Origin of the sequence: Dactylosporangium sp. CA-092794, assembly GCF_050948465.1 — a bacterium.
Lineage (GTDB): Bacteria > Actinomycetota > Actinomycetes > Mycobacteriales > Micromonosporaceae > Dactylosporangium.
This window is the reverse complement of record NZ_CP192044.1, coordinates 10,558,304-10,584,708: the sequence shown is the minus strand read 5'-3', so window position 1 is coordinate 10,584,708 and position 26,405 is coordinate 10,558,304. Positions and strand designations below refer to the sequence as shown.

At 73.0% G+C, this 26,405-nt stretch carries 21 protein-coding genes; 10 read left to right on the top strand and 11 right to left on the bottom strand.

Annotation, left to right across the window (positions count from 1 at the left end; translation table 11 throughout):
- Window positions 1-11: 11 nt before the first annotated feature.
- The 5 genes from ACQPXD_RS45600 to ACQPXD_RS45580 all read right to left on the bottom strand — a co-directional run bounded on the left by ACQPXD_RS45600 (window position 12) and on the right by ACQPXD_RS45580 (window position 8,266).
- On the bottom strand, window positions 12-827 hold the full coding sequence (locus ACQPXD_RS45600; RefSeq protein WP_432829571.1) for a nucleotidyltransferase family protein: 816 nt from the start codon (window positions 825-827) through the stop codon (window positions 12-14).
- Window positions 824-1,342, bottom strand: a complete 519-nt coding sequence (locus ACQPXD_RS45595; protein WP_432829569.1) for an NUDIX hydrolase — start codon at window positions 1,340-1,342, stop codon at window positions 824-826. Before ACQPXD_RS45595 ends, ACQPXD_RS45600 begins: the two co-directional genes overlap by 4 nt.
- 18 nt (window positions 1,343-1,360) lie before the next feature.
- The gene (locus ACQPXD_RS45590; protein WP_432844202.1) at window positions 1,361-3,178 is read right to left on the bottom strand and encodes a RelA/SpoT family protein; all 1,818 of its coding nucleotides are present in this window, start codon (window positions 3,176-3,178) and stop codon (window positions 1,361-1,363) included.
- Window positions 3,179-5,561: 2,383 nt separating this feature from the next.
- Window positions 5,562-7,295, bottom strand: a complete 1,734-nt coding sequence (locus ACQPXD_RS45585) for a DEDD exonuclease domain-containing protein (RefSeq protein ID WP_432829567.1) — start codon at window positions 7,293-7,295, stop codon at window positions 5,562-5,564.
- Between the two features lie 35 nt (window positions 7,296-7,330).
- Window positions 7,331-8,266, bottom strand: coding sequence for a GAF domain-containing protein (locus ACQPXD_RS45580; protein ID WP_432829565.1), 936 nt, complete (start codon window positions 8,264-8,266; stop codon window positions 7,331-7,333).
- 127 nt (window positions 8,267-8,393) lie between these two features.
- Between ACQPXD_RS45580 and ACQPXD_RS45575 the strand changes: the two genes are divergently transcribed.
- The 4 genes from ACQPXD_RS45575 (at window position 8,394) to ACQPXD_RS45560 (ending at window position 13,964) form a co-directional block, all read left to right on the top strand.
- Complete coding sequence (locus tag ACQPXD_RS45575; protein ID WP_432829563.1) at window positions 8,394-9,770, top strand: NYN domain-containing protein; 1,377 nt, start codon at window positions 8,394-8,396, stop codon at window positions 9,768-9,770.
- A 103-nt stretch (window positions 9,771-9,873) separates the two neighbouring features.
- Window positions 9,874-10,110: a hypothetical protein gene (locus ACQPXD_RS45570; protein ID WP_432829561.1), complete on the top strand. Its 237-nt coding sequence runs from the start codon at window positions 9,874-9,876 to the stop codon at window positions 10,108-10,110.
- A gap of 9 nt (window positions 10,111-10,119) precedes the next feature.
- Window positions 10,120-11,376 carry a M48 family metallopeptidase gene (locus tag ACQPXD_RS45565; protein WP_432829559.1) on the top strand — a complete coding sequence of 419 codons (1,257 nt, stop codon included), beginning with the start codon at window positions 10,120-10,122 and terminating at the stop codon, window positions 11,374-11,376.
- A 1,454-nt stretch (window positions 11,377-12,830) separates the two neighbouring features.
- Window positions 12,831-13,964 carry a glycosyltransferase family 4 protein gene (locus tag ACQPXD_RS45560; RefSeq protein WP_432844200.1) on the top strand — a complete coding sequence of 378 codons (1,134 nt, stop codon included), beginning with the start codon at window positions 12,831-12,833 and terminating at the stop codon, window positions 13,962-13,964.
- A 248-nt stretch (window positions 13,965-14,212) separates the two neighbouring features.
- On the opposite strand, the gene ACQPXD_RS45555 is transcribed toward ACQPXD_RS45560, so the two are convergent.
- From ACQPXD_RS45555 to ACQPXD_RS45545, 3 genes are read right to left on the bottom strand one after another with little or no spacing between them, the layout of a single operon-like run.
- Window positions 14,213-14,881 carry a response regulator transcription factor gene (locus ACQPXD_RS45555; RefSeq protein WP_432829557.1) on the bottom strand — a complete coding sequence of 223 codons (669 nt, stop codon included), beginning with the start codon at window positions 14,879-14,881 and terminating at the stop codon, window positions 14,213-14,215.
- Between the two features lie 33 nt (window positions 14,882-14,914).
- Window positions 14,915-16,528, bottom strand: a complete 1,614-nt coding sequence (locus tag ACQPXD_RS45550; protein WP_432844198.1) for a sensor histidine kinase — start codon at window positions 16,526-16,528, stop codon at window positions 14,915-14,917.
- Between the two features lie 20 nt (window positions 16,529-16,548).
- Window positions 16,549-18,339 (bottom strand): AMP-dependent synthetase/ligase, encoded by a 1,791-nt coding sequence (locus tag ACQPXD_RS45545; protein WP_432829555.1) that lies wholly within the window; start codon window positions 18,337-18,339, stop codon window positions 16,549-16,551.
- 140 nt (window positions 18,340-18,479) lie between these two features.
- On the opposite strand from ACQPXD_RS45545, the gene ACQPXD_RS45540 reads away from it, so the two are divergent.
- From ACQPXD_RS45540 to ACQPXD_RS45525, 4 genes are read left to right on the top strand one after another with little or no spacing between them, the layout of a single operon-like run.
- Window positions 18,480-18,923, top strand: a complete 444-nt coding sequence (locus ACQPXD_RS45540) for an SRPBCC family protein (RefSeq protein ID WP_432829553.1) — start codon at window positions 18,480-18,482, stop codon at window positions 18,921-18,923.
- A complete protein-coding gene (locus tag ACQPXD_RS45535) occupies window positions 18,923-19,321 on the top strand; it encodes a hypothetical protein (protein ID WP_432829552.1) in 399 nt (132 codons plus the stop codon). The genes ACQPXD_RS45540 and ACQPXD_RS45535 overlap by 1 nt, the downstream gene beginning before the upstream one ends.
- Before the next feature lie 5 nt (window positions 19,322-19,326).
- Complete coding sequence (locus tag ACQPXD_RS45530) at window positions 19,327-20,271, top strand: ROK family glucokinase (RefSeq protein WP_432829550.1); 945 nt, start codon at window positions 19,327-19,329, stop codon at window positions 20,269-20,271.
- A 10-nt stretch (window positions 20,272-20,281) separates the two neighbouring features.
- Window positions 20,282-20,956, top strand: a complete 675-nt coding sequence (locus tag ACQPXD_RS45525) for an endonuclease/exonuclease/phosphatase family protein (RefSeq protein WP_432829548.1) — start codon at window positions 20,282-20,284, stop codon at window positions 20,954-20,956.
- 15 nt (window positions 20,957-20,971) lie between these two features.
- Here ACQPXD_RS45525 and ACQPXD_RS45520 read toward each other — a convergent pair whose 3' ends face one another.
- Both ACQPXD_RS45520 and ACQPXD_RS45515 read right to left on the bottom strand, forming a co-directional pair.
- Window positions 20,972-21,625 (bottom strand): nucleotidyl transferase AbiEii/AbiGii toxin family protein, encoded by a 654-nt coding sequence (locus ACQPXD_RS45520; RefSeq protein ID WP_432829546.1) that lies wholly within the window; start codon window positions 21,623-21,625, stop codon window positions 20,972-20,974.
- A gap of 3 nt (window positions 21,626-21,628) precedes the next feature.
- Entirely contained in the window at window positions 21,629-21,943 is a 315-nt protein-coding gene (locus ACQPXD_RS45515) for a hypothetical protein (protein WP_432829545.1), read from the bottom strand.
- 94 nt (window positions 21,944-22,037) lie between these two features.
- Here ACQPXD_RS45515 and ACQPXD_RS45510 point away from each other — a divergent pair, with 94 nt between their 5' ends.
- Both ACQPXD_RS45510 and ACQPXD_RS45505 read left to right on the top strand, forming a co-directional pair.
- The gene (locus ACQPXD_RS45510) at window positions 22,038-23,450 is read left to right on the top strand and encodes a flavin-containing monooxygenase (protein ID WP_432829543.1); all 1,413 of its coding nucleotides are present in this window, start codon (window positions 22,038-22,040) and stop codon (window positions 23,448-23,450) included.
- Window positions 23,451-23,461: 11 nt separating this feature from the next.
- A complete protein-coding gene (locus tag ACQPXD_RS45505) occupies window positions 23,462-24,259 on the top strand; it encodes an alpha/beta hydrolase (protein WP_432829541.1) in 798 nt (265 codons plus the stop codon).
- 1,202 nt (window positions 24,260-25,461) lie between these two features.
- Here the strand turns inward: ACQPXD_RS45505 and ACQPXD_RS45500 are convergent.
- Entirely contained in the window at window positions 25,462-26,319 is an 858-nt protein-coding gene (locus ACQPXD_RS45500) for a DUF308 domain-containing protein (RefSeq protein ID WP_432829539.1), read from the bottom strand.
- Window positions 26,320-26,405: the final 86 nt, after the last annotated feature.

Sequence of the window (26,405 nt, the reverse complement as noted above, 5' to 3'; positions counted from 1 at the left end):
ACAAGGTGATGTTAGTGCGCGGCCACGGTCAGCTCCCGGCCGACCCGGATCGCGTCCTCGAGCGCCTCGCCGGCCGCCACGACACCACCCGGCCACACCACCCCGCGGGTGACCGACCCAGCCACGACGGCGTCCGCGCCGACCACGGCCTCCTTGAGCCGCCCGGTGACCTCGGCGCTCTCCGCCACGAGGTTTCCGCCGTGTACCGCGTGCAGGTTGGCCCGCAGGTAGTCCGCCGGGGTGCCGGTGTCGAGGTAGGTGCCCGGATACTCGACCACCCGCAGCCGTCCGGCGCGCTCGGCCGGGCGCCAGACCAGCCGTACCAAATCGGATTGCTCTGGCTTCAAATTGGCGACCAGGTCCCAGGGCAGCAGCGAGAACCCCGCGAAACGGTGCGCGCCGAACTCGTGCGGCGGGCCGGGGACGCCCAGGATCCGCACCTCGCGCCCGTCCCACCCGGCCAGCAGGGCCGCGATGTCCGGCCCCGGCGGCGCGTCCGCGGCCAGGTAGGCGTCGGCGTTGCCGACCAGCACGCCCCGGCCGCCGATCCAGTCCCGCAGCAGGCCGAGCCCGCCGGCGGTACCGAGGGGATCGCCGGGCTCCACCGACAGGTGCGCCCGGTCGCCGACGTGCTCGACGACCTGCTGCCCGAGATAGCAGGCGTTCACGGCCGCGTCGAGCCCGAGCGCCGCGACCCGGTCCAGCGCCCGGTCGAGCAGCGGCACGTTGCCGACCGGGCACAGCGCCTTGGGCAGCTGCTCGGTGAGCGGCCGCAGGCGGCGCCCCTCGCCGGCGGCGAGCACGACCGCGCAGAGTTCCGTGCTCACGACTCCAGGACCTCGGGGTACTCCCGGTACGGCCCGATCCCGTAGTGCGCGAGCAGCCGCGAGGTCGGCACGGTCAGCGGCGGCAGCGCGTCGAGGGGGTGCCAGGCCGCCTCGAGCACCTCGGCGCCGTCGATGACGAACGGGTCGCCCGGCTCGATCTCGGCCTCGAACACCATGTCGATCCACCGGCCGTGCGTGTGCACGATGGCGTTGGGCGTGGCCGGGCGCAGTTGCTCCGGGGGTACCCGCAGGCCGGTCTCCTCGGCGAGCTCGCGGGCCGCGCACTGCACCGGCGTCTCGCCGCGGTCCATCAGCCCGGCCGGCAGCGACCAGCCGGCGCCGGGCGGCTGGCGCAGCAGCAGGATCCGGGTCCGCTGCGGGTCGCGGGCGATCACGACGCCGCCGAGGGTGTACATCGGCTGGAGCGTGCGCACGATCCGCCGCCGCCACCGGCCCGGCAGCCGATAGAACGTGCGGTACGCCAGAGCCCGCGCGCGGCCACGGAAGTCCGTCATCCGCGTAAGGCTAGTGACCTACTTCGGGGAGTGGTCGACGAGGGCGATCAGCTCGGCCACGACCTCATCCGCGGTGCGGGCGTGATCGGCGACCGCGACCAGCAGCGTCTCCAGGTCCGGGTAGCCCAGCCGCGCCGCCAGGCGCACCAGCGGCAGGTCGCTGGCCAGCCCGCGGCCCTGCTGGCGCAGCGCGAGGCCGATCGCGAGCCGGCCCAGGCGCACCTTGTTGGCGACCGTGATGGCCGGCGCCTCGTGCGCCTCGAACCAGCGGCTGATGTGCAGCCGCGCGTGCGGCGTCTTGACGAAGTCCAGCCATTCCGGCGACGGCCCCCGCGCCGGCGCGTCGGCGTCGAAGTCGAACTCGTCGCGCTGCCCCGCGCGGGTGATGATCTCCACCGTGTCGCCGTCGGCCAGCGGCGAGGAAACCGCGATCAGCCGGCCGTTCACCCGGGCGCCGATACATCGGTTGCCGACGTCCGCGCCGAGGATGTACGCGAGGTCGACCGGTGTCGCGTCGCACGGCAGCAGCACCGGCCGCCCGCCGCCCGCGGTCAGCACCAGGATCTGGTCCTCGGCCAGGTCGCAGCGCAGCGAGGCGATGAACTGCGCTGGGTCGGACGCCGCCGCCTCCCAGTCCAGCAGCCGGCGCAGCCAGTCCAGCTGCTCGGCCTTCGTCGCCGGGCCGAACCGGGCCGCAGCGGAGGGGTACCGGAAGTTCGCGACGATGCCGTACTCCGCCGACTGGTGCATCTCGACGGTCCGGATCAGCACCTCCAGCGAGCGCCCCTCCGGCCCGAGCACCGTCGTGTGCAGCGACCGGTAGTTGTTGTTCTTCGGCGTCGCGACGAAGTCCTTGAACCGCCCCGGCACCGGCCGCCACTTGCCGTGGACCGCTCCGAGCGCCGCGTAACAGTCGGTCTCCGGCCCGTCGACGACGATCACCACCCGCGGCAGGTCGTGCGGCTCGGCGTAGTCGCCGTCGACCGTGTCCTTCCAGATGGAGTACAGGTGCCGGGGCCGCGGCGACACCGTCGCGTCGAGGCCGAACTTCTTCAGGTCGGTGCCGACCGCCGAGATGACCTTGTCGAGGTACCCTTCCCAGCCCACCCGCTGCCGCACGTAGTCCGCGACGACCGCGTAGCCGCTGGGGGAGACCGCCCGCAGCACCCAGTCCTCGAGCTCCCGCTTGAGCGCCTGGATGCCGAGCCGTTCACACAGCGGGATCAGCACCTCCCGCGTCGCGGTGGCGATCCGCACCCGGCTCTTGACCGACCGCGCGTCGATCGTGCGCATGTTGTGCAGCCGGTCCGCGAGCTTGATGACCAGCACCCGCACGTCCCGCCCGGCCGCGACGATCATCTTGCGGATCGTCTCGGCCTCGGCGTCGGCGCCGTAGAACATCTTGTCGAACTTCGTCACGCCGTCGACCAGCAGCGCGACCTCACCGCCGAAGTCCCGCTCCAGCGCCCCGAGCGTGTATTCGGTGTCCTCGACCGTGTCGTGCAGCAGCGCCGCGACCAGCGTGGTCGTGTCCATCCCCAGGTCGGCGAGGATCTCGGTGACCTCGAGCGGGTGGCTGATGAACGCCTCACCGCTCTTGCGCATCTGTCCCCGGTGCATCTGCTCGGCGGTGGCATACGCCCGCCGCAACAGCGCGGTGTCCGCCGCCGCATGAATTTGCCGGTGTACCCGCAGAATCGGCGCCATCGGATCATCGCTGGACTGCCAGGGCAGCATGGCCCGCAGCCGCGACCCGATGATCGCCGTATACGTCGACGTCGGATCCCCGGGAACCAGCCCACCCACCTGCGCCGAGTAACTCGGCGGCGGCGGCACTTCGGGCGAGTCGTCGGCGGCGGGCGCCGTGAGCTTCTGCCGCGGCGCCGCATACCGATCGTCGAGCCGCGCCTCCCGCCCCGCCACCGGCCGCGGCCCGACCCGTTTCCGCTCGCCGTCCACCGGCCGCTCGCGCCGCTCCACCAGCGGCCCACCGTGCGCGTTCCGCGGCTTGTCGAGCCCCTCGCGCCCCACCGCCCACCGCTCGTTCTGCGCTGCCTCTACCCGCTCAACCCGCCGCGCCTCGCCCGCGCCTGCTTCCGCCCCACCCTCGCCCGCTCCGCCCTCGGCCGCATCCGCTTCTACCCGCCGCCGCGCCTCGCCCACTTCGCCCTCGGCCGCATCCGCTTCTACTCGCCGCCGAGCTTCGGCCGCTTTCGCTCCCCTCTCGGCCGTGCTGGCTTCTGCCCGCCGCCCTTCGGCGGCGCCCGCCTCCACCCCACGCTCGGCCGCCTCGCCGTCGCCGCCGTGTCTGGTCTCGATCGTCCGGTCATTCGCCGGCCAGTCGGTGGTCGCCCGGTCCGTCGCTGCCCGGTCTGTCGCCCGGTCGGCGGTTACCTGCGCGCTGTTGCCTGGGTTGGTGTTGCCTCGATCCCGGGCGGTCCGGCCGTCAGCATCCCGAGCCCGGTTGGCCGCGACCCGATCGTCGATGACCCGGTCGGCATGGTGCCCGCGGTCGGCCGGCTTCGTCCTGTCGGCCGGCGCCCGCTCCGGCGCACCGGCCGGCCGCCGCCGCGGAGGCGCCTGCGGGGTGTTGATCGCCGCCGTCGGCAGCCCCTTGGGCCCCAAGAACATCTCGCCGGCCCGCAGCCGCTCACCGCCGCCCGCCTCGCGATCACCGCCACCGACGGCCCCAGCGCCTGTCGCCCCGGTGCCAATGGCACCCGTGCCGGTTGCTCCCGTGCCCCCGGTCCCGATGCTCCCGGCGCCCGCGCTGCCAATGCTTCCTGTGCCCGCGCTGCCGATGGTGCCGCCGCCGATCGCTCCGGTGCTGCCTGCGCCGATTGCCCGGGTGCCGATCGGCCCGGTGCCGCCGCCCAGCGGTCCGGCGCCGACGCTCCCGAATCCGCCCGTACCGCCCAGCATCCGAGAGGTCCCGCCCAGCGGCTCGACCCGGATCGTCGCGGGGCCGAGCGGGCCCTCGGCGTCGAGACCGGCGACCGCCTCCTCGCGGAGCGCGTGGGCATCGTTGCTGGTAGCAAGCCCGGCGAGCCCGGCCCGGAAATTCGGAAACTGCGCGGGGTTGCCGTTCGACGCCGCTGGGTCCACCATGTACTCGCTGTGCGTCGCGCTCGCGTCCGAACCAGGGCCGTGCGAGGCGCCCTGCGCGCGAGCTACCTGCGCGCCGAGCGTCGACATCTCCGAGCCGCGACCATTCGGAGCCGCCGAGTGCCCGGCGCCCTGCCGCCTACCGGAACCGCCCGCCGCCAACTCGGAGGCCGCCGCGTCTGAGACCTGTAGTCCGTCTGCCGCCCCACGCCCAAGCTCCGCCACACCCCCGGACTCAGCGCCACGGGTCGCGCCTACCTCGGGCTCTGTCACCTCGGGCTCTGCCACACGCCCGGCGTCAGCTTCATCGGTGCCCGCCGCGGCGTCGAGCCCGAGCGCAGCGTCGCCGGTCGACCCGGCGTCATGGCCCGGCGGGGCGTCTGCGCCCGACGCGGTGTCGGAACCCGGCGGGGCGTCTGCGCCCGACGCAGCGTCGGGACCTGGCGGCGCATCTGCGCCCGGCGGAGTGTCGAAACCCAGCGGTGCGTCTGCGCCCGGCGGAGTGTCGAAACCCAGCGGTGCGTCTGCGCCCAGCGGAGTGTCGAGACCTGGCGGGGCATCGGGACCTGGCGGGGTGTCCACGCCTGGCCGGGTGTCGGCGCCGGGCGGGGTGTCGGCGCCGGGCGGGGTGTCGGCGCCGGGCGGGGCGTCGGGGCCTGGCGGACCCGCGCTCGGCCGATCCCGGCTGTCCGCTCCCGCGGCCCGGCCGTTGGAGCTGGAACCGCCGCCCTGCGCGATCCCGCTGGAACCGTTTTCGCGCGCGACCCCGTTGGAACCGTTTCCCTGCGCGACGCCGCTGGAGCCGTTCCCTTGCGAGGTGCCGTTGGACCCGTTGCCCTGCGGGACCGCCGCGACGTAGCCCGGGCCGTGGGCCGACGCGTGGCCGGCTGGCGGTTGGGCCGCGTGGTGCGGTTGGGCCGCGTGGTTCGGTGCCGGAGAATGGTTCGGTGCCGAGGAGGGGCCCGCGCTGAACGGCGCGCTTGACTGCAGACCGGGCTCCATGCGGCACCTCCTCACCGACGGGCCGGGCGGGCCGGGGTTTGGGTAGGTTCCAGCCTAGTTTCCTCTGTGGCATCCGATCGGTCATTTGAGTATGTGCGTTCGTCCGATGCGCCTACCCTCGCAAATCGATCTGAACCGTCGCGGCCGCCTCCGCGCGGGCCAGGAACGGCCGCCATCGGCCCGCCCCATCGGCCCGCGATGACCAGCCGACATCGGTCTTGACCAGCCGTGTTTCCGGACGCTCGAGCCAGGCGAGGATTCGCTCCGTCTCCTCCGGCGACGCACGCGGCGTCGGGCCCGGCCCGGGCTGGACGGTCTCCGCTGTGGCCAACACCACATCCAACGTCGGCTGTGGATGCACCCTCGGGGGTGAAATGCCCGCCGCGGCGAGTCGGCCGTGTCGCACCACCGCGATTTCCCAGCCCCCGGCCGCCGACGGACGGGCGGCGACGACCTCCGGCAGCATGGTCAGCGCGGCGAGCCGTTGCATCCGGATCGCTGTGCGTAAGAAGACGACGAGCCGGCCCCGGATCGCCGCCGCGTCCTCGTATCGCTCCGCCGCGGCGAGCGCCTCGATCCGCGCCATCAGCCCGCGCACGACCGGGCTGGGGTCGCCGGTGGTCGCGTCGCGGAACGGGGCCGCGGCTGTCGCCTCGTAGTCGTCGGCCGAGATCCGGTGCTCGCAGGGCGCCGGGCAGCGGCCCAGCTCGGCGAGCGCGCACGCCGGCGTGGTCGTGCGCAGCGACAGCTTGTGGGTGCACTGGCGGATCGGCAGCGCGTCGTAGACGCCGGCGGCGGCCAGCTCGGCGCCCCGCCGCGAGCCGAACGGCCCGAGATATGCCGCGCCGTCGGCGTGCAGCTCGCGCACGACCGACAGCCGCGGATACGCCTCGTTGGTGAGCTTCAGCCAGAGCACCCGCTCCGGGAACTTCGAGCGGCGGTTATACGGCGGCTTGTGCGCCGCGATCAGCCGCAGCTCACGGACCTCGGCCTCCAGCGAGTGCGCGCACGGGATCGCCTCGACCCGCTCGGCGGCGTTGAGCATCTCGTCGATGCGCGCCCGCTTCTCCGCGGCCGTGAAGTAGCTGCGCACCCGGGTCGCGATCGAGGAGCTCGTGCCGATGTACAGCGGCCGGTCCTTGTGCCCGCGGAACACATAGACCCCCGGGGCGTCGGGCAGCCCCTCGGCGAGATGCCGCTTGCGCCGCTGGGCCGGGCTGACCGCCTTCACGAACTCGATGACGTCGCCGACCGTGTGCACCTTGAGGCTGCCGAGCCGGGCGAACAGGCCGTGCAGCACGTCGACGGTGGCCCGCGCGTCCTCCAGCGCACGGTGGACCGGCTGCGTGGGGGACCGGAAGTGCCGGGCCAGGGTGGACAACTTGTGGTTGGGCACCTCGTCGGCGATGAGCGCCCGGCGGGCGATGGCGGCGGTGTCGAGCACGATCGGCTTGGGCCAGGCGTAGTCGTGCTTGGCGCAGGCCGCCTTCAGAAACCCGGTGTCATACGGCGCGTTGTGCGCGACCCAGACCGCTCCCTTCGCGAACTCCAGGAAGCTCGGCAGGACGGTGTCGAGCTTCGGCGCCTCCAGCAGCATCATCTCGGTGATGCCGGTGAGCACCGTGATGAACGCCGGGAGCCGCTCCTCGGGGTTGACCAGCGTGCCGAACTCACCGAGCACCTCGCCGCCGCGGACCTTGACGGCGCCGATCTCGGTGATGCCGCCGCCGTCGGGCGCGCCGCCGGTCGTCTCCAGGTCGACCACCACGAAGGTGGTCGCGAAGAGCGTCGCGGCGCGCGGGTCGTCGAACAGGGCGTCGAGCGTTTCCTGGTGGTACTCGGGCACGGGGGCACAGTACGACCGGGGTATGACAAAAAATCTCAGTGCGGCGGAAAGCGCAGCTCAAGGCGCACGTCGGGGGAGCCGACGATGGCGGAGGTGTCCAGCACCGTGGCGCCGTGGGCGCGCAGGATGCCGGCGACGGCCCGTGGTACCGGTTCGTCGGCCGGACGGATTCCGGCGAGGTCGGTGTGCCACTCGGGGCGGATGCTGCCCCCGGCGTGGCCGATCTCGACCGTGGGCACGGGCGAGCCCAGCACCCGCACCGCGACCCGCCCGCCGGCCGGGGCGACCTTCAGCGCGGTGAAGATCACGTAGTCCAGCGCCCGGGACAGCCTCGCCGGGTCGGCATGGATCGAGGTCGGGTCGGTGAGCCCCAGCGTGATCGCGACGTTGCGCGCGTCGGCGATCCCGCGCAGCTCGCGGATGCGGGCCTCGACGAGGTACGCCAGGTCGACCGAGCGCGGTTCGGGCTCGTCGATGACCACCAGCCGGCGCAGTTCCAGCAGCTCCGTCACCTGCCGGGCGAGGGCGCGCAGGGCGCGCATCTGGTCGAGGTTGAGCCGGTGCGGTGCGTGATCGACCACGCACAGCGTGCCGAGGGCGGCGCCGGTCTGGGTGAGCAGCGGCGCGCCGGCGTAGAACCGGATGCCATCGGCGCCCCCGACGAACGGGTTGTCGGCGAAGCGCGCGTCGGCGGTGGCGTCGGGTACCACCATCAGGTCCCGGCCCATGATCGCGTGCGCGCAGAAGGCCACCTCGCGCGGTGTTTCGTTCACGGGTACATCACCGATCTTGGCCTTGAACCACTGTCGCTCGGTGTCGACGAGTGTGACCAGGGAGATCGGCGCGCCGCAGACCTCGCTCGCGATCCGGACGATGTCGTCGAAGTCGGTCTCCGGCGGCGTGTCCAGAACGGCCATCGCGCGCAGGGCGGAGACCCGATCCGCCTCGTTGTGGGGTACCGGTGCAGCCATACCCGCCTCCCAGCCGTACGCCTAATCGGGTGAAATTATGATATGTCAGCTTTTAGCCGTTCGGGCTAAGGCGCCCGTCCTGGACACCATCCCGGGCGAATGTGGTCGACAATGCGACACTGGAGTGATGTCTGCGCATGACGCTCCGGACGGCCTCGAGGTCGAGGCCGCGGTTACGCCTGCGCAAACGGCGGATGACCAGGAGCCCGTCCTGCCCGAGGTGGTCCGGCAGCGGGTGATCTCCCTCGCCGCGGGCGCCATGACCAGCCTGCCGCTGGAGGAGCTGCCGATGCCCCTGCGGCGGGTCGCGAAGTTCGCGCCCAACCGCCGCGCGCGCCTCGGCGGGCCGGTGATCGCGCTGCAGCTCTCCGGCGACCCGCTGCTGCGCCAGCGGCTCGCCACGCGCGTCGTCGAGGACGCCGGTGACCTGGGCACCGCCATCCTCGAGGGCGGCGCGCCGACCACCGCCGACCCGGTGGAGGTGGCGGCGCTGGCGTATCTCGCCCGCCCCGACGGCTGGCGCACGCTGGTCGCCGACGCCACCGAGACCGTGCGGGCCGAGGCCGAGGGCGCGATCGCCTCCGAGCGGGTCCGCGACATCGAGCAGCGCCTCGCCCGCGCCGAGCACGATCGCGCGGTGGCCCGCGTCGAGGCCGACAAGCTGCGCGACGAGCTGGCCCGCCTGCGCGACGAGGCGGCCGGCCTGCGCGAGGAGGTCCGCGCGCTGGGCAAGGCACTGCGCGAGTCGCAGGCCAAGGAGCACAAGGCCACCGACATGCTCGCCGCGGAGAAGGGCCGGGCCACCAGGGCGAATGCCGACCACGACGCCGAGCTGCGCCGGCTGCGCGCCCGGCTCGCCGAGGCCGAGACCGCCGCCGGCGCGCAGCGGCAGAGCGCCAAGGACGCCCGCGCGGTCGACGACGCGCGGCTGTGGCTGCTGCTGGAGACGATCGGCCAGGCCGCCGTCGGGCTCCGCCGTGAGCTGGCCCTCGACCCCACCGACAAGCTGCCCGCGGACTTCGTCGCCGACACCGCCGCCGACCGCCCCGAGAACGCCTCCGGCGCGGCCTCGGCCCGCGCGCTGGACGCCGACGACCCGATCCGCCTCGACCAGCTGCTGAGCCTGCCCAAGGCGCACATGATCGTCGATGGTTACAACGTCACGAAGAAGGGGTACGCCGAGATCTCGCTCGAGCAGCAGCGCAACCGGCTGATCACGGGCGTGGGCGGGCTGGTGGCACAGACCAGGGCCGAGGTCACGGTCGTGTTCGACGGCGCCGAGCGGGTGCACGGGCTGCCGCCTGCTCCCCGGGGGGTACGTGTGCTGTTCTCGAAGAAGGGCGAGACCGCCGACGAGCTGATCCGGCGCCTGGTGCGGGCCGAGCCGGCCGGCCGGCCGATCGTGGTGATCTCCTCCGACAAGGAGGTCATCGACGGGGTGCGCCGCCACGGGGCGTACCCGCTGTCATCCGACACCCTCCTGCGCCGCCTATCACGGTCCTGACCTGGGCGTTTCCATTTTTTGTCGTACCCCACCGCTACCGTGAGTCCCATCGAGTTCACCCGGCTCCACGGATGGACACGGATGGATCGGTTTTGGAGGAGCGATGCTCGTCGACTGCGAAGGCTGCTCGGTGCGCGGCACCGCGTGCGGCGACTGCGTGGTGACCCTGCTGCTCGACACCCCGCCGGCGTTCCACCAGCTCGGCGCCGAGGAGGTGCGCGCCATCGAGGTGTTCGAGCTGGCCGGGTTCGAGGTCACGGTGATCGAGCCCACCCACTTCGAGACCCTGCCCGTCAGCCCCGCCCCGGCGCCCCGGCGCCGGCGCGGCCGGGCCGCATAGGCTGTCGCGATGACCCCTCGCCTCTGGGCCGCGATCACGCTCGTGGTGCTGCTCGTCGCGGCGGCCGCCGTCGCGCTGCTGCGGGTGCCGTGGACGGCGCCACCCGCACCGCGCCCCGACCAGCTCGCCGCGCTCGACACGCTGCCCCACGACGCCGTCGCCCAGGGGCGGGCGTTTCACGCGGCGCTGCGCCCCGGCACCTACCTGTCGCTGGGCCTGGGGCTCGTCATCGCGCTCCTGCTCGGCCTGACCCCGGCCGGCGCCTGGATCGTCGAGCAGGCCGGCCGCCCGTTCGGCGGCCACTGGCTGGCCCGGGCACTGCTCGGCGGCTTCGCCGTCACCCTGGTCGGCGAGGTGGTCGCGCTGCCGGTGTCGGCCTGGCGCCAGTCGATCCTGCGCCGCTACGGCCTGTCCACCCAGGGCTGGGGCGGCTGGACCGTCGACCTGCTCAAGGGCTATGCGGTCGGCGCCGTCATCGGCGCCATCGTCCTCGTCGGCTTCTTCACCATCACCCACTTCGCCCCGCGCTGGTGGTGGGCCTGGGCCGCCACCGGCGCGGCGGCGCTCGCCATCCTGCTCAGCTTCGTCTTCCCGGTTCTGGTCGAGCCGATCTTCAACAAGTTCACCCCGATGCCACCGGGCGAGCAGCGCACCCGCCTGATGGACCTGGCCGCCCGCGACGGCGTCCCGGTCCGCGATGTGCTGATCGCCGACGCCTCCCGCCGCACCCGCGCCGTCAACGCCTACGTCTCCGGCCTCGGCCCGACCCGCCGCATCGTCGTCTACGACACGCTGCTGGAGAAGGCCCCACCGGCCGAGGTCGAGTCGGTGGTCGCCCACGAGCTCGGCCACGCCAAGTCCGGCGACGTCCTGACCGGCACCCTCCTCGGCGCACTGGGCGCCGCGGCCGCGGTCTGCGCCCTCTACCTGCTGGGCGCCTGGTCCGCCCTGCTCCGCCTGGCCCGCGTCGACTCCATCGCCGAGCCCCGCGCCATCGCCCTGCTCCTAGCCCTGGCCACGGTCGCCGCCCTGCTGACTGGCCCGGCCCAGGCTCTGATCTCCCGCCGCGTCGAGGCCCGCGCCGACGAGCACGCCCTCCAACTCACCCACGACCCAGCCGAGTTCGAAGCCATGCAGGGCCGCCTGGCCCTGGTCAACCTAGGCGACCCAGACCCAAACCCCGTCGAACAGTTCCTGTTCGGCTCCCACCCCACCGCCGTCCAACGCATGGCCGCCGCCCGCGCCTGGTCCCGCACCCACCCCTAACCCCGCCCGCCCTCGCCCCAGCGCCGCTTCGCCCCGGCCTGCCCCCGCCCCGCCCCGCCCTCGCCTCGCCTGGCCCCGCTCCGCCCTCGGACTCGCCTCGCCCGGCCTGGCCCCGCTCCGCCCTCGGCTGGCCTCGCTCCGGCGCCGCCTCGCCCCCCGGCCCGGCCTGCTCCTCCGCCGGTCTCGCTTCGCCCGGGCGCCGGCTGGCCTGGCCCCGGCCCGGGCCGGCCCGTCTCGCCCCGGCCCAGTCCCGGCTGGCCTGGCCTCGCCTTGCCCGGCGGCCTGGCCCAGCCCCCCGCTCTTCCGCTGGCACCGTCTCGCCCCCGGCGCCGCCTGGCCCGGCCTCGGCCTCGCCTCATCACCGCCCGACCTGGCCTCGCCCTCGGCCCGGCCCCGCCCGGCCCCGCACCGGCCCCGCACCGGCCCCGCCCTGGCCCGGCCCCGCCCTGGCCCGGCCCCGCCCTGGCCCGGCCCCGCCCTGGCCCGGCCCCGCCCTGGCCCGGCCCCGCCCTGGCCCGGCCCCGCCCTGGCCCGGCCCCGCCCTGGCCCGGCCCCGCCCTGGCCCGGCCCCGCCCTGGCCCGGCCCCGCCCTGGCCCGGCCCCGCCCTGGCCCGGCCCCGCCCTGGCCCGGCCCCGCCCTGGCCCGGCCCCGCACCGGCCCCGCCCGGCCCCGCCCTGGCCCGGCCCCGCCCCGCACCGGCCCGGCCCCGCTTCGCGTCGGCCCCGCTTCGGCGCGGCGCGGCGGTGCGGGTGTCGCACCCGTTGGGCGCGTGCCATCCGATCTGCGCGGCCGGGCCGGACGTATGTCTCCGTGATCATGATGTCTGCGGTGACCGCACGCCGGGTTTGTCATGATCCCGGAGACTTGTGGTACACGGGGGTACATCAGCGCTCCGTGATCATGAAAAACCGTTGGTGTCGACGCCGGTTGTGCATGATCGCGGAGAGTTTCGGTCGCTGCGCCGTGCTGCGTGGCGTCCAGCCGCCCGGCGGGTGGGACGTGATTGCCGATCGCGCCCGCCCCACACGTGTTGGGACGCGAGGGCCGGGCACCACGTGGTGCTGGCGGGCATCATGCGGTGCCGGGCCGGTCTGTGCGGGACACGTCAGGCTCATACATCGCGCTGGCGGTCGTAAGTCTCCGGGATCATGCACGGGCCGGGTCGGTAACGCGCCGTTTTCATGATCGCGGAGTGGAAATGTACCTATAGGTACCATAAGTCTCCGTGGTTGTCGGAAACCTGGTGTAACGGGGCTGCGGGATGCATGATCGCGGAGAGTTTCGGTCGGCGACAGTCGTTGGCGAGCCGTGGGGGCTCCGGCGGCGGGCCGAGGGCCTGCTCACGGGGGCTGAACCGCGTCGGGTGCGTTGATCATTGGGAGTGGGAAGCGGGGGTGAGGGGTAAGGGCGGAACGGTCACCCCGTGGTTGAGCGGGGCGAAGAGGCGGCCAGGATGGACGGTATGAAGGCGCTGCTGATCACCAACGACTTCCCGCCGCGGCCCGGGGGGATTCAGCAGTTTGTCCATAATCTGGCGGTTCGAGTGCCGGCGAACCAGCTCGTCGTCTACGCGTCCAGCTGGGAAGGGGCGGCCGCGTTCGACGCCGCGCAGCCTTTCGAAGTGGTGCGGGAAGACACCGGGATGCTGTTGCCCACGCCGCAGGTGGCGTGGCGGGCGGCGCAGATCGCGCGGGAGCGTGAGTGTGACCGGGTGTGGTTCGGGGCGGCGGCGCCGCTCGGGCTGCTGGCCGACGGGCTGCGGCGGCGGGGCGGGGTGGAGCGGGTCGTTGCCATGACCCACGGGCACGAGGTGGGCTGGGCGGCGCTGCCGGGGGCGCGCGGTCTGCTGCGGCGGATCGGGCGGTCGACCGACGTCGTCACGTACCTGGGGGAGTACACCCGGGTCCGGCTCCAGCGGGCCATCGGCGAGCTGACCGCGCTGGAGCGGCTCGCGCCCGGAGTGGACGTGGACACCTACTCGCCCAAGGTCGACGGGGAGGAGATCCGGGAGCGGTACGGGCTGAAGGATCGCCCGGTGGTCGTGTGCGTGTCCCGGCTCGTGCCCCGAAAGGGACAAGACGCGCTGATCCTCGCATTTCGCGAAATTTCCCGAAAAATCCGAGATGCGGCGCTGCTCGTGGTCGGGGGCGGGCCGTACCGGGACCAGCTGGAGCGGCTCGTGCGCGAGGAACTGGCCGCGCGTGACGTCGTCTTCACCGGGTCCGTCGGCTGGGACGAACTGCCGGCACACTACGCGGCGGGCGACGTCTTCGCCATGCCGTGCCGGACCCGGCGCAACGGGCTCGACGTCGAGGGGCTCGGCATCGTGTACCTCGAGGCGTCCGCCACCGGGCTGCCGGTCGTGGCCGGGGACTCCGGCGGCGCGCCCGACGCGGTGCGCGAAGGGGAGACCGGGTTCGTGGTGAACGGGCGGGACCTCAAAGCCGTCGCCGACCGGGTCGTCACGCTGCTGCGGGACCGGCCGCTGGCCGCGCGAATGGGCGCCGCCGGGCGGGCCTGGGTCGAATCCGAGTGGCGCTGGGAAACGCAGGCGGCGAGATTGCACAGACTACTTGCACAGGAATGACCGATCAGCCCACGACAATACGGAAAACGGGCGACGCCATTCCGGGAATGGCGCGGCCGGCTGCCGGGGGTTAGTTCGGGAGCCGGCCGTTCCGCGCGATTCGGGTAAAACGTCGATCCGGGGGTAGAACGCCGATCCGGGCAGGAACAGCGCTCAAGGTCGTGGTGGGACCGATCCGCCCGTCGATCCGGGCGGAAACAATCAGAAGCAGAAGTAATCAGAAGTAGAAGCAATCAGAAGCGGAACAATCAGAAACTGGGGGCGTCGGGCGCCTCGAGCAGGCCCAGGCGCAGCGCCGTCATGAGGGCCTGGGCGCGGTTCGCCGCGCCGAGCTTCTCGTAGAGCTTCGAGATGTGCGTCTTCGCCGTGGACTCCGAGACGAACAGCTGCTTGGCGATGCCGGCCACGCTCATGCCGTCGGCGAGCAGGCGCAGGACCTGGCCCTCGCGCGGGGACAGCTGCGGGCCGCTCGGGGCCAGCCGGCGCTTCATCGCCTCGGCCAGGTCGGCCGCCGTGAACGCGCTCGGGGCCGAGGCCGCGTGCCGGGCGGCCGCAACGACCTCGTCGGCCGGGGCGGTCTTGGGCACGAAGGCCGAGGCGCCGGCCTCCAGCGCGCCGAAGAGCTGGTCGTCGCCGGCATACATGGTCAGCACGACGATGCCCATGCTGTTGCTCGTCTTGCGCAGGGCGCGGGTGGCCTCCAGCCCGCTGCCGTCGGGCAGTCGGAGGTCCATGATCACGACGTCGGGCTGCAGGGCGCCGGCCTGGCGGATCGCCTCCGCGGCCGTGGCGGCCTCGCCGACCACCTCGAACTGGCGGTCGCGCTCAAAGGCGTGCCGCAGTCCTCGGCGAATGAGATCGTGGTCGTCGACGAGCAGCACTTTGGTGCGTGCCGTCGGGCTCGCGGTAGTAGACATTCCCGGTGCTCTCTCCCTCTGGGTGCCTTCACGCTACCGCGCACGCGGTGCGGTTCCGAGCACAACCGCCACTGTGGTCCCATTCGGCACGCGCGGCGTGATCTCCAACCGGCCCCGGATACGTTCCGCCCTCTCGGCCATGATCGCAAGACCATAGCGCCCGTCCGGGCGGTTCTCACCGATGCCGCTGCCATCGTCGGAGATTTCAACCTGTGCGAACGGTGGATCGACCGCGCACGTTACCCAAAGATTCTCCGCGCCGGCATGTTTCCGCGCGTTTGTGATGGCTTCTTGGGCAATGCGCAACAGTTCCGCCTCGACCGCGGCGGGCAGCCGGGCGGTGGTCTCGTCGAGTGAGAGGTGTACCCGCAGGCCCGCGGAGGCGCCGACGGTGCGGGCATAGTCGGCGATGGCGGCGATCAGCCCGCCGTACCGGTCGACCTCGCTGCGCAGCTCGAACAGCGACAGCCGCAGCTCGGTGATGACCCGGGTGACCTCGGCCCGCAGGACGCGCAGCTCCTCCTCGGCGGCGTTGGCGTTGGGCAGGGCGGCGACGGCGTTGTCGATGCCGTAGCCGACCATGACCAGCTCCTGGGCGACGCCGTCGTGGATCTCACGGGCCAGCCGCTGCCGCTCCTCGGTGGTGGCCAGCGAGCGGACCTCCTCGAACAGCAGCGCGGCCTCCAGGCGCACCGCGGCGGGGCCGGTGAGCGACTGGACCTTGGCGACCATCGCCGCCGGGTACGCCCCGGACTCGTCGCTCTCGAGCACGATCAGCCCGACGGTGCGCACGCCGGCGATGAGCGGCACGACCATCGAGGAGATGCTCTGCCGGCTGCTCACCGAGCGGGCCTGGGAGCGGCCGGAGACGACCGGCTGCTGGGTGGCCCAGGAGTCGGCGACGGCGCTCTCGGTGTCCAGCGCGGTCTCCCAGTCCAGGCGCTCGACGCCGGCCTGGGCCAGCACGACGAGCCGGCCGCCGCCGCTGCCGGACAGCACCGCGCCGCGGGTCCCCGGTACCAGCGCGCGGACCTCGTCGAGCAGGTGCTCGGCCAGGCCGCCGGGGTCGAGGGTGGCGCCGGGCAGCTGCCGGGCCACGCTGCGCAGCTGGGTCAGCAGGCGGGTCGCCTCGGCGTAGGGCTGCGGCGTGTCGCTGGGGCGGCGGGCCAGCAGGAACCGCTGCAGGATCGTGAACTGGAACGCGGCCACCGCGCTCAGCACGAGCCACTCGGCGCCCGAGATCAGGTAGTCCCGGTCGTCCAGGCGCTTCCCGGCCGCGCCGCCGATGACCAGCAGCGCGGCGGCCGCGCCCAGGTACACCCCGGCCATCCGGCGGCCCTCGGTGAGCGCGGCGGCGACGATGGGCACCGGGAGGTACACCAGCATCGCCCGGGCGTCCCCGTTGAGCGTCGAGGCCGCGAACGCGGTGATCAGCACCTCCGCGGTGCGCCCCAGCCGGGCCACGTCGTGCGCGGGCGGCGCGGCGGTGGCGATGACCGCCGCCGCGAGCAGCAGCGCGAGCCAGAGCAGCTCGGCCAGGCGCACGCCGTCGCTGAGCAGCAGCACGGCGGCGAGGGCAAGCATGACCACGCGGACGGCGACGACGGTCTTTCGGGGGCGGGCACCCGGTGACTGCGGGGCCGGCAGGTCCGTCAACTGCGAATCCTTCAGCGCTCGTAGATCGCGGCGATGTCGCCGGAGTACTCCTTCATGACGACGTTCCGCTTCACCTTCAACGACGGAGTGAGCTCGCCGGTCGCCTCGGTGAAGTCCCGGGGCAGGATACGGAACACCTTGATGGCCTCGGCCTTGGACACGGCCAGGTTGGCCTCGTCGACCGCCTTCTGGATCTCGGCGCGCAGCTGCGCGTCGTCGACCAGGTCGGCGATGTCGGCGTCCTCGGGCTTGCCGTTGGCGCGCTTCCAGGCCGGCAGGGCGTCGGGGTCGATGGTGACCAGCGCGGCGATGAACGGCTTGCGGTCGCCGATGACCATGCACTGGCTGACCAGCGCGTGGGCCCGGACCGCGTCCTCCAGCACCGCCGGGGCGACGTTCTTGCCGCCGGCCGTGACGATGATCTCCTTCTTGCGGCCGGTGATGCGCAGGAAGCCGTCGTCGTCGAGCTCGCCGAGGTCGCCGGTGTGGAACCAGCCGTCGTCGTCGATCGCCTCGCGGGTGGCGTCGGGGTTGTTCCAGTACCCCTTGAACACGATGTCGCCCTGGACCAGGATCTCGCCGTCGTCGGCGATGCGGATCGTCACCCCGGGCAGCGGGCGGCCGACCGTGCCGATCTTCATGCCGCTCGCGCGGTTGACGTTGGTCGCCGGGGAGGTCTCGGTCAGCCCGTACCCCTCGTAGACCGTCACGCCGATGCCGCGGAAGAAGTGCGCCAGACGCTCGCCCAGCGGCGCCCCGCCGGAGATGGCGAGCCCGCACTGCCCGCCCAGCGCGGCCCGCAGCTTGCTGTACACCAGCCGGTCGAACAGCGCGTGCTGCGCCTTGAGCAGCAGGCCCGGCGAGGGCGACGCGCTGTAGTCGATCGCCACCCGCTCCGCGCGGTCGAAGATCGACCCCTTGCCGTCGGCCTGGGCGCGCTGCTTGGCGGTGTTGTACACCTTCTCGAACACCCGCGGCACGGACAGCACGAACGTCGGCCGGAAGCTCTGCAGCACCTCCGCCAGGTTCTTCGTGTCGGCGGTGTGGCCGAGCGTGGCCCGGGCCCCGATCACCCCGATCTGGATCAGCCGGGCGAAGGAGTGCGCCAGCGGCAGGAACAGCAGGGTGCGCGCGCCCGGGTTGAACAGCGCGCGCATCTCCGGGATGGCGTTGTCGATGTCGGAGAGCATGTTGCGGTGGGTGATCATGCAGCCCTTGGGGCGCCCGGTGGTACCGCTGGTGTAGATGACCGTCGCGAGATCCTCCGCCTTGGTGGCGGTACGCCGCCGGTCGACGTCCTCCCGGGGCACCGCCCCGCCCTCGGCGACGAGCTGCTCGATCGCGCCGCGCTCGCCCTCGATCTGCCACACGTGCGCCAGCGCCGGGGCCCGGTCGTGCACCTGCTGGACCGCCTCGCGGTGCGCTTCGGTCTCCACGAAGCACGCCACCGCGCCGGAGTCCTGCAGGATCCACGCCACCTGCTCGGGGCTGGAGGTCTCGTAGATCGGCACGGTGACCGCGCCGCAGGTCCAGATCGCGTAGTCGACGAGCGTCCACTCGTAGCGGGTCTTGCTCATCAGCGCCACCCGCTCGCCCGGCTCGATGCCGGCCGCCAGCAGGCCCCGGGCCAGGGCCACGACCTGCTCGAGGAACTGCGCGCAGGTGACGTCCTGCCACCGGCCGTCCACCAGGCGCTGGAACTGCACGTCGTCGGGGGCCTCGGCCGCGTTGTCCCAGACCGGGTCGGTCAGCGTGGCCGTCTCGGCGATGGTGACCGCGGCGGGTACGGAGAACTCGCGCACGTCCGGCTCCTTGCTCCTGAATGTTCCAGCTCTGTTTCCGTAACCGGCAACCTACCCGTAGGCATACCCGCTTCTGCGGGCGCCCGCCAGGCGGCGAGCCGACGCTCCGCGGTCCCGGCGGCAGAGGTAGCCTGCCACGCATGGCCGACACTTCGACCCAGTCGATCATCATTGCCGCGCCCCCGGACCGGGTCGCCGCGGTCATCGCCGACTTCCCGCGCTATCCGGAGTGGGTCGCGGCGGTGAAGTCGATCGAGGTGGTCGAGGAATACGAGGACGGTTACGCCAGTCAGGTCCACTTCGTGCTTGATTCGGGTCCGGTGTCTGATGAGTACACCTTGCAGTATGAATACGCCGAGGACCTGAGTCGCATCCAGTGGAGCCTCGTGGCACCGTCGAAGGTGCAGAAGCAGCAGGACGGCTCCTACGACATTACCGGCAACCCCGACGGGACCTCCACGGTCACCTATTCGCTATCGGTGGAGCTGGCGATCGGGATGCTCGGGATGTTCAAGCGCAAGGCCGAGAAGATGATCATGGAAGCGGCTCTCAAGGAGCTCAAGCGGCGGGTCGAGGGCTCGTGATGAGGGAACCGCGCGAGGAGGCCGAGCGCCTGGTCGCGGCCGCGCTCGCCGCGATGTCCATGGCCGCGCGCAGTACCACCGGATTCGCCACCGGCTCGGCCGAGTGCTGCGTCTGCCCCCTGTGCAAGGCCATCGCCGCCGCCCGGGACCCCGATCCCGACTTCGCCGAGCGGCTGGCCACCGGCGCCGGGGACCTCGCCGCCGGCGTAGCGTCGGTGCTGAGGGCGTTCGGTGAGCGCGCTTCCGCGAGTTTCAAGGCTCCGGGGGGTACCGCCGAAGCGCCGGCCTCCGCCGAGGGGCCGGACGTGTGGCACTCCGCCACCGCACAGCAAGCCGCCGACAGCGACGTCGCAGAGGATGACCCCGGCACCGGCGCGGGCCGGCAGGAGAGGAGCTAGCCGCAGTGGGGCTGACCATCGGCGTCGACATCGGCGGTACCAAGGTGCTCGGCGGTGTCGTCGACACCGCGGGCGACGTGCTCGTGGAGACGCGGCGCGACACCCCGGCGCAGGATCCGGGCGAGGTCGCCGACCGCATCGTCGACGTGATCAAGGAGCTGACCGCCGGACACGAGATCGCGGCCGTCGGCATCGGCGCGGCCGGCTGGGTCGACGAGACGCGCTCGATCGTGCAGTTCGCGCCCAACCTGGCCTGGCGCAACGAGCCCCTGCGGGAGAAGATCCAGGCCGCCGTGGGCCTGCCGGTGGTGGTGGAGAACGACGGCAACGCGGCGGCGTGGGCCGAGTTCCGCTTCGGCGCCGCGCACGACGCCGACGACTCGATGGTGCTGTACACCGTCGGCACCGGCATCGGCGGCGGGATCATCTTCGGCGGCCGGCTGCTGCGCGGCGCCCACGGCGTGGCCGGGGAGCTCGGCCACTCGATGATGGTGCCCGGCGGCCACCCGTGCGGCTGCGGCCGGCACGGCTGCCTGGAGCAGTACGCCAGCGGCAAGGCCCTGGTCCGCTTCGCCCGCGCCGACGCCACCGCCCGCCCCGAGGCCGCCGAGCAGCTGCTCGCGCTGGCCGGCGGCAAGCCGGAGGCGATCGACGGCCCGGCCATCACGCAGGCCGCCCGCCTCGGCGACCCGGTCGCGATGGGCGCCTTCGAGCAGATCGGCCGCTGGATCGGCGTCGCCTTCGCCGACATCGTCCAGACCCTGGACCCGCAGGTCATCGTGGTCGGCGGCGGCGTGATCGAGGCCGGCGACCTGCTGCTCAAGCCGGCCCGGGCGAGCTACGAGGAACAACTCGCCCAGCGCGGCCGTCTACCCGTGGCCGAGGTCCGGCCGGCCCTCATGGGCAACCGGGCCGGCGTGGCGGGCGCGGCGGATCTGGCTCGTACCTGAGGTTTGGCACATGACGAAGATCAGGATCCTGTCGTACAACGTGCACGGCGGCAAAGACGACCGGCGCGCCCTCGCCGAGGCCGTGCGCGAGGCCGCGCCCGACGTGGCCGTCCTGCAGGAGGCGCCGCGCCGCTTCCGGTGGCGGCAGAAATCGGCCGACCTGGCCCGCGACCTCGAGCTGGTCGTGGGCGGCGGCGGCCTGCCGGCGCTGGGCAACCTGATCCTGACCAACCTGCGGGTCCGCGCCCTCACCGACTGGAACCTGCGCTACCCGCTGACCCCCGGCCGGCACATGCGCGGCGCCGCCTTCGTGCGGTGCCGCGTGGCCCGCACGACGTTCGTCGTCGCCGGCTCCCACCTATCGACCGACGCCGCCGAGCGCCCCGCCCAGGCAGCGTTGCTCAAGCAGCATCTGGACGAGGTCCCCGACCCCCTCCTCTTCGCCGGCGACCTGAACGAAAACTCCGGCGGCGCCGCCTGGCGCATGATCGCCGACGGCCTCACCGACGCCGCCGGCCCCGACGAGCGCCCGACCTTCCCGTCCACGGCCCCCCGCGACCGCCTCGACGCGATCTTCGTCGACCCACGCATCACGGTCCTGCAGTACACCGTGATCGACACCCCGGCCACCCGCGCCGCCAGCGACCACCTCCCGATCGTCGCCGACCTGGAACTCGACGCCTAACCCGCGAACCGACGCCTAACCCGGGAACCGCTGCTCGATCTCGTCGGCCCAGGCGAGCATCCGCGCGGCGATCGCCTCGCCCTGCTCGTCCGACAGGTCGTACACCCGGTACGCCAGCTCTCCGAACCGGTCGATGGACCGCAGCGCCGCGGCGAACATCCGCGGGTCGAAGCCCCGGTCCTGCTCCGCGCCGAGCCGGAGCAGATCGTCGCCGCTGTAGCGCCCGTCGGTCAGCGCCGCGTGGACGTCGACGAAGTCACGGAACGCGGCCCGCCCGTACAGCGCTGTGACCTTGTTGGCCACCGCGTCGTCGGGGTGCAGCACCGGGCCGATGACCCAAGCCACCGGGTCCTGTGAGCGCCAGTCGGCGCCGAGCTCGAGGTGGGTGGTCTCGCCGGTGACCGGATCGGTCACGTCGAAGCGGGCGTACGTCTCGAACCGCCGGGTGATCTCGCTGGTCAGGCCCTCCTCGGCCAGCGCCTTGGTGACCGCCCGGACCGCTCTCGGGAAGTGCTTGGCCTGGGCCATGGTTGTGAACAGATCGACGTCATCGGAGTAGCGGTTGGTGAAGCCGTGCGCCTGCATGGCGTAGCCGCCGGCGAGGCAGAAACCCCAGGTGTCGATCGCGCGCAGCGCCGCCCGGGCCATCCGGGAATGCAGCGGCAGCATCCGCTATGCCACCGCGCGTAGGTCGTCGAAGCGGGCCTCCCACAGCGTGCGAACGGTGCGGGGCAGCCAGAGACGCCGCCAGATCCGACGCAGGGTCGCGGCGTCGAGGTAGCGATCCAGGTCGGCGGGTGTGGCGGCCTCACGGATGACGACCTCGTACATCACGCCGAGGTCCTTCGGGTCGTCCAGGTCGTAGACGCGCTGCTCCGACCAGTCCAGATGCTTGGGCAGGTGGACGACGCCGTGGGTGGGGCCGGTCAGCTCGTCCAGCGTCTCCGGGACTGTCCACGGGATGCGCTCCTCGTACGAGAGGCTCATGCCACACATTATGGCCACACGGTGGCGACTGGACAAAACGGTGGTTCGTGGAGAGGATCTGCGCGCGAGGGCGGCGGGGAGTGGAGGCTACGCGGTGAGTGTTGACGGCCGGTTCGACGATCTTGCCGGGAATGCCACGCACTGGCGGGACGGCGAGCCGGTGTACGACCGGGGCGACACCGTCTGCGTCATCGGGGCCGGTGGGACCGGGTTGGCCGCGATCAAGAACCTCCGCGAGGCCGGGTTCGGCGTGGACTGCTACGAGCGCGAGACCGGCGTCGGCGGCGGGTGGAACTGGCGGCACGACCGCAGCCCGGTGTACGCCAGCACCCATCTGATCTCGTCGAAGCCCTTCACCCAGTTCCCCGACTTCCCGATGCCCGACGACTGGCCCGACTACCCGCACCACACGCAGATGCTCGCCTACTTCGAGCGCTACGCGGACCACTTCGGGCTGCGGGAGCACATCTGGTTCGGCACCGAGGTGGCCCGGGTGGAGCCGGCCGACGACGCCGGGGGAGGGCCGCCGCGGTGGGACGTCACCGTGAAGGGCTCGCGGGGCGGTGCGCCGCGGACCATGCGGTACTCCGCGGTCGTCGCCGCCAACGGGCACAACTGGTCGCCGAAGATGCCCGACTACGACGGTCTGGCCGACTTCCGCGGCAAGGTCATCCACGCCAGTCAGTACAAGGACGCCGCCCAGCTGCGCGGGCGCAAGGTGCTGGTGATCGGGGCCGGCAACTCCGGCTGTGACATCGCCGTCGAGGCGGCGCAGCAGGCGGCCAAGTGCTGGCACTCGACCCGGCGCGGGTACTGGTTCGCCCCCAAATTCGCCCTCGGCCGCCCGTCCGACCAGGTCAACGACCGGCTGCTCGGGATGCGGCTGCCGACCGGGCTGCGCCAGTGGCTGCTGCACCGCACGATCAATATGACGGTGGGGGATCTGACCCGGTTCGGGCTGCCGAAGCCGGAGCACGGAGTCCTCGAGATGCACCCGCTGGTCAACAGTCAGCTGCCGTACTACCTCGGCCACGGCGACGTCACGGCCGTACCAGATGTCAAACACTTCGAGCCGCACGAGGTCGTGCTCGCCGACGGGCGGGTGATCGACCCCGACCTGGTCGTCATGGCCACCGGGTACCTGCCGCGCTTCGAGTTCCTGGCCCCCGAGTTGCTGTCCACCGACTCGGCCGGGCGCCCGCGGCTGGCCCTGCAGATGCTCTCCCGCACGCACCCGACGCTCGCCGTCGCGGGCCTGCTGCAGCCCGACTCGGCGCTGTTCACGCTGTCACACTGGCAGGCGGTGCTCATCGCCCAGTGGCTGCGCGTGCTCGACGCGGCGCCGGACCGGGCGCAGGCGATCTGGGCGCGGCTGCGCGCCGACGGCGACCGCCGCTACTCTGCTCGGAAGGTCACCGACTCGACCCGGCACTGGTTCGAGGTGAGCCACTTCGTGTACCTGCAGGAGCTGGAGAAGACCCTGCACGAGCTGGAGGCGGTCCGTTGACCACGCGCGTGATGCGAGCGGACGAGTGGTCCGACCCGCCCAAGCCGGTGCGCCGCGAGGTGCTCGACGCCGAGCCTTCCTCCGGCCGCGGTACCGCTTCCCCGGTGCTCTTCGTGCCCGGGTTCGGCCACGGCGCGTGGGCCTTTGCCGCGCACTGGCTGGAGCACGTGGCGGAGCGGGGCTTCCCGGCGTACGCCATGAGCCTGCGCGGCCTCGGCGGGAGTGAAGCCGCGCCGGACGCCCGGCTGCGCGACTACGTCCACGACGTCACCCAGGTCGCCGCCGCGCTACCCAGGCAGGCCGTCCTCATCGGGCACGGCGCGGGCGCGCTGGTCGTGGCGATGGCGATGGCCCGCTACCCGGTGCGCGCCGGCGTGCTGGTCGCCCCGGTCTTCGGCGGCCTCGGTACGGCGTTCGGCCTGCTCGGGCGCAACCCGATGGGCACCCTGCCGGGGGTGTTCGGCGGGCGGGTGGCGCTGCGGCGCGAGCAGCTGTTCAGCCGGGCGCTGCCGGACAACCAGGCCCAGGCATACACCCAGCGGCTGCAACGGGTCCCGCGGGGCGCCCAGCGGCAGCTGCTGCGCCGCCGCCAGCCGGAGGCGCCGGTCGGCAACCCGCCGGTGCTGGTCGTGGGCAGCCCGGACGACCGGGTGGTGTCCGGCTCGGCGCTGGAGTGGGTGGCCCGCCGCTACGGCGGCTCGCCGCTGCTCTTCCCGGGCATGGGCCACGACCTGATGCTCGACGCCCGCTGGCAGGAGCCGATCGACGCCATCGCGGACTGGCTGGAAAAACTCCCCCGCAACTCCTGACACCAGCCCGCCGCGCAAAGCGAACCGGATAAGTCCAGACACTCCGTGTCCGGACTTATCTGACTTTTCGCCTGACAGGCGAAATGTCCGGAACTCCATGACGAATGCGGCGCCCCTACTGACCAGTAGCCGCTGGAGCCGGACGAATCTCTCCGTGATCATGCGAGTCCCGCCGGCGCGCGGCCGATTTGCCATGATCGCGGAGACATATGGTACCCATAGGTACATAATTCTTCCGCGATCATCGAAAACCCGTGGTGCAGGCGGCGGCAGCAGCATGATCGCGGAGAGTTCCGGTCGCGATGCCCGGTGCCGGCTGGAATCGAGCCGATCGAGGCTCGCGAGAGGGTGCACGATGCGGCCGAGAATTGGCACGGATAAGTCCAGACACTTCGTGTCCGGACTTATCCGACTTATCGCCTGACGGGCGAAAAATGCGATAAGTCATGATGCTGCCAGGCGTCGTGACTTATCGGGCGCGGGCCAGAGCGACTGCAGCCAGCGGTATGGCCTCGGGCGGCGTTGGCAGTGCGGGCGTGCCAATGGTGGCCCTGTGGCCTATGAGGCGGCGCGAGGCGGCTGACGGTGGCCTGGGCGGAGCTGCGGGCGTGACCGACGGTGCGCGTTTGGCGGCAGTGTGGATGTGGGCGGCGATGCCGGCGTGGCTAACCGTGACGGTGTGGCCTATGGGGCGCTGCGGGCGTGACCGGCGGTGTGGGTCCTGGCAGCGGTGTGGCTGTGGACGGCGGCGCAGGCGTGGCAGGCGGTGTGGGGTCAGGCGGCGGCGCAGGGGCGGCGGGCGGTCGGCGGCGGGCTCGCGGGCGGTGGTGCAGGCGGCCGGCGGATGCGACGGGCGGTCGGCGGTGCGGCGGTGCGGTCGGCGGTGCGGCGGTGCGGTCGGCGGTGGGGGCGGTGCGGGGGCGGCCGGCGGTGGGCTCGCGGTCGGCGGTGGGCTCGCCGGGGCGGTGCGGACGGGCGGTGGTGCTGGGGCGGCGGGCGGTGGCGGCGGGGCGGTGGCGGCGGGGCGGTGGCGGCGGGGCGGGGAGCGGAGGAGGCGGGGCGGGGAGCGGAGGAGGCGGGGCGGGGAGCGGAGGAGGCGGGGCGGGGAGCGGAGGAGGCGGGGCGGGGAGCGGAGGAGGCGGGGCGGGGAGCGGAGGAGGCGGGGAGCGGAGGAGGCGGGGAGCGGAGGAGGCGGGGAGGGGCTAGACGCGGGCGCCGTTGTCGGGGTCGTCGTCCTCGTCGTCGCCGGGGCGGAGTCGCAGCACCAGCGTCACGAAGCCGGCCAGCACCCCGGCGAAGCCCAGGAACAGCGTCGTCTGCGAACCCAGCGGCAACAGGTCCGGCCAGAACAGCAGGACGAGGCCGGCGGCCAGGGCGACGATCGCCGCGATCGTGACCGGTGCGATCTTGGGTAGCGGCGGCGGAGGGGGTGGGGTGTACCCCTCGTCCTCGTCGTCGGGCAGGTCGGCGCCGAACGAATCGAGGCTGTCCAGCAGCGACCGGTCGACCACGTCGGCCGGGCGGCGCAGCGACGTGCGAGGGGCCGGCTCCGTGTCCATGTCCGCGGCGGCGGTGCTGGAGGAGTCCAGGTCCTCGGCGGCCGGCCACGGCACGGCGTCGGTCGGGTCGACGGTCGTGTGGAAGCCGGCCACGATCGCCGCGAACGTCTCGTCGTCCGACTTGCGGCCGGGCTTGGCGTCCCGCGAAGCGGCCTCGCGCGACGACGAGCCCTCCCGAGAAGGAGCAGGAGACGGCGCCGGCGTCTCCGTAGGCGGGGTGTGCTGCTCGGGCACGGCGGTGAGCTGCGCGAGGTAGTCGCGGGCGGTGGACAGGTGCTCCCGGTCGGCGTAGAGCCGGTCGGTCGGCCGTGCGGGCAGCGTCGTGGTGCGGGTTAGCGGATGCAGATCCGAGGCAGGCTGGAGGTATGCCGCGATGCCTCCCTCGGCCAGCATCTCCAGGAGATGCTCGCCGACCCGCGGGTCGACGTCGCCCACCACCGCGTACTCCTGCGCCACCAGCCCGTTGTCCCGCCGGCCGCGCCGCGCCCCACCCCCTGGCACAGCTCGCCCCTCCCCGCGGCTGCCATCGCGGCGACCGGGTGCGCCACGAAAAAACCGCTGACCGAAATCCTGACATGCCCGGCCGT

What these genes read in the sequence shown, in the direction of transcription:
- ACQPXD_RS45595 (WP_432829569.1), bottom strand. Translation starts at nt 1,342, where the DNA reads ATGACGGACTTCCGTGGCCGCGCGCGGGCTCTGGCGTACCGCACGTTC.
- ACQPXD_RS45580 (WP_432829565.1), bottom strand. Translation starts at nt 8,266, where the DNA reads ATGGCTGCACCGGTACCCCACAACGAGGCGGATCGGGTCTCCGCCCTG.
- ACQPXD_RS45575 (WP_432829563.1), top strand. Translation starts at nt 8,394, where the DNA reads ATGTCTGCGCATGACGCTCCGGACGGCCTCGAGGTCGAGGCCGCGGTT.
- ACQPXD_RS45570 (WP_432829561.1), top strand. Translation starts at nt 9,874, where the DNA reads ATGCTCGTCGACTGCGAAGGCTGCTCGGTGCGCGGCACCGCGTGCGGC.
- ACQPXD_RS45565 (WP_432829559.1), top strand. Translation starts at nt 10,120, where the DNA reads ATGACCCCTCGCCTCTGGGCCGCGATCACGCTCGTGGTGCTGCTCGTC.
- ACQPXD_RS45560 (WP_432844200.1), top strand. Translation starts at nt 12,831, where the DNA reads ATGGACGGTATGAAGGCGCTGCTGATCACCAACGACTTCCCGCCGCGG.
- ACQPXD_RS45555 (WP_432829557.1), bottom strand. Translation starts at nt 14,881, where the DNA reads ATGTCTACTACCGCGAGCCCGACGGCACGCACCAAAGTGCTGCTCGTC.
- ACQPXD_RS45540 (WP_432829553.1), top strand. Translation starts at nt 18,480, where the DNA reads ATGGCCGACACTTCGACCCAGTCGATCATCATTGCCGCGCCCCCGGAC.
- ACQPXD_RS45535 (WP_432829552.1), top strand. Translation starts at nt 18,923, where the DNA reads ATGAGGGAACCGCGCGAGGAGGCCGAGCGCCTGGTCGCGGCCGCGCTC.
- ACQPXD_RS45525 (WP_432829548.1), top strand. Translation starts at nt 20,282, where the DNA reads ATGACGAAGATCAGGATCCTGTCGTACAACGTGCACGGCGGCAAAGAC.
- ACQPXD_RS45520 (WP_432829546.1), bottom strand. Translation starts at nt 21,625, where the DNA reads ATGCTGCCGCTGCATTCCCGGATGGCCCGGGCGGCGCTGCGCGCGATC.
- ACQPXD_RS45515 (WP_432829545.1), bottom strand. Translation starts at nt 21,943, where the DNA reads ATGAGCCTCTCGTACGAGGAGCGCATCCCGTGGACAGTCCCGGAGACG.
- ACQPXD_RS45505 (WP_432829541.1), top strand. Translation starts at nt 23,462, where the DNA reads ATGCGAGCGGACGAGTGGTCCGACCCGCCCAAGCCGGTGCGCCGCGAG.